This is a genomic window from Blastomonas sp. UPD001 (assembly GCF_003426715.1).
GTDB lineage: Bacteria > Pseudomonadota > Alphaproteobacteria > Sphingomonadales > Sphingomonadaceae > Blastomonas.
Genome location: NZ_QKVT01000155.1, coordinates 1 through 1394 on the forward strand (window position 1 = coordinate 1; position 1394 = coordinate 1394).

Here is a 1394-nt window from a genome sequence, read left to right on the forward strand (position 1 = left end):
CGTCAGCTGCCCGGCAATCTCGACAACGATGATGACATTGCGCTCGCACGGCTCCACCCTGCCCCAGCCCAGCCGTTCGGACAGGTCGATCACCGGCAGCACCAGCCCGCGCAGGTTGACCACGCCGCGGACGAAGGGCGGCGCGTTCGGGATCGGCGTGGTCGGCGTCCAGGCGCGAATCTCGCGGACGGCCATGATGTCGACGGCCAGCATCTTGGCATCGATCTCGAAGGTGATGAGCTGGATCTGCATGACTTTCTCGCCTCAATGGGTGACGCGGCGGATGGCCGAGTTGAGCTTGTCGGGATCGAACGGCTTGGCAATCCATCCGGTAGCCCCCGCAGCGCGCGCCTTGGCCTTGCTCTCGGGGGCGCTTTCGGTGGTCAGCACCAGAATCGGAATATCGCGCATGTCGTCGCGGCGGCGCAGTTGCTCGATCAGGGCAAGGCCATCGAGCCGGGGCATGGTGATATCGGTGATCACGAGCTGCGGCTCGTTGCTGGCGAGCCATTCGAGCGCGGCGATCCCGTCCTCGGCCTCGACCACGCGGTGACCGGCGTCGGTGAGCGCCTCGCGCAGCACCAGTCGCAGGCTGGGGCTGTCGTCCACGGTCAGGATCGCCTTTGTCATTTCCGCACCCCCCCGATCAGAACAGTTCGACATCGCCCGTCGCCGCCGGCAGGCGCGCAGACTGGGTCTGCGGGAAATCGCCCTGCACCGCCCGGCAGCGCACCCGCCCGGTGGCAGGCTGCAGGTCGAGCCGCCGCGCCTGGACGCCGCCGGTATCGGACCGGACCAGCTGAATTCCGTCAGCGCGCAGGAATTCCTCGGCAAAACGCGCATTTTCGGTGCCGATCGCGCGCATCCCGCTATGCATGTTGGCACCGCCGTAAAGATGCGCGCGCATCGTCGCCCTGACGGCACCCTGCTTGATCATCTCGTTGACCAGCAGCTCCATCGCATACAGGCCATAGCGCCGCGCATCGTCGCCCGGGCCGTCGCGCGAACTGGGCGGTGAGGCGAGCAGGAAATGGTTCATCCCGCCGATCTTTGCCACCGGGTCGAACAGGCAGCAGGCAATGCAGCTTCCCAGAACCGTGGTCAGCACCAGATGCGGATCGCGCGAGACCTCATATTCACCCTGCAGCACATTGTGGCGGATGGTCATCGGGGCGGGTGCAGCCGTGTTCAGCATTGGCATAGCTCCAATATCCTCCGCGCGATCCTGTCCAACGGCAGGACCTGTTCTGCTGCGCCGCAATCGACGGCTGCCTTGGGCATGCCATAGATCAGCGCGCTGGCCTCATCCTGCGCGATGGTGCGCATCTTGAGGTTACGAAGTTGCAAAAGCCCCCGGGCACCGTCCTCCCCCATGCCGGTGAGGACGACCCCCA

At 65.9% G+C, this 1394-nt stretch carries 4 protein-coding genes; all 4 read right to left on the reverse strand.

Annotated elements, in window-relative coordinates; translation table 11 throughout:
• The coding region (locus DM995_RS20015; protein WP_198669529.1) for a chemotaxis protein CheW at positions 1 to 252 on the reverse strand (252 nt) is incomplete at its 3' end.
• Between the two features lie 12 nt (positions 253 to 264).
• Positions 265 to 630 (reverse strand): response regulator, encoded by a 366-nt coding sequence (locus DM995_RS20020; RefSeq protein ID WP_116970818.1) that lies wholly within the window; start codon positions 628 to 630, stop codon positions 265 to 267.
• Between the two features lie 16 nt (positions 631 to 646).
• Positions 647 to 1195, reverse strand: coding sequence for a chemotaxis protein CheD (locus tag DM995_RS20025; protein ID WP_116970819.1), 549 nt, complete (start codon positions 1193 to 1195; stop codon positions 647 to 649).
• A partial coding sequence (locus DM995_RS20030; RefSeq protein WP_286164981.1) for a chemotaxis protein CheB occupies positions 1189 to 1394 on the reverse strand: 206 nt, incomplete at its 5' end. The genes DM995_RS20030 and DM995_RS20025, both read right to left, overlap by 7 nt.

Bases quoted from the DNA above. Each gene is read 5' to 3' on its own strand.
- DM995_RS20020 (WP_116970818.1), bottom strand. From the start codon at position 630: ATGACAAAGGCGATCCTGACCGTGGACGACAGCCCCAGCCTGCGACTG.
- DM995_RS20025 (WP_116970819.1), bottom strand. From the start codon at position 1,195: ATGCTGAACACGGCTGCACCCGCCCCGATGACCATCCGCCACAATGTG.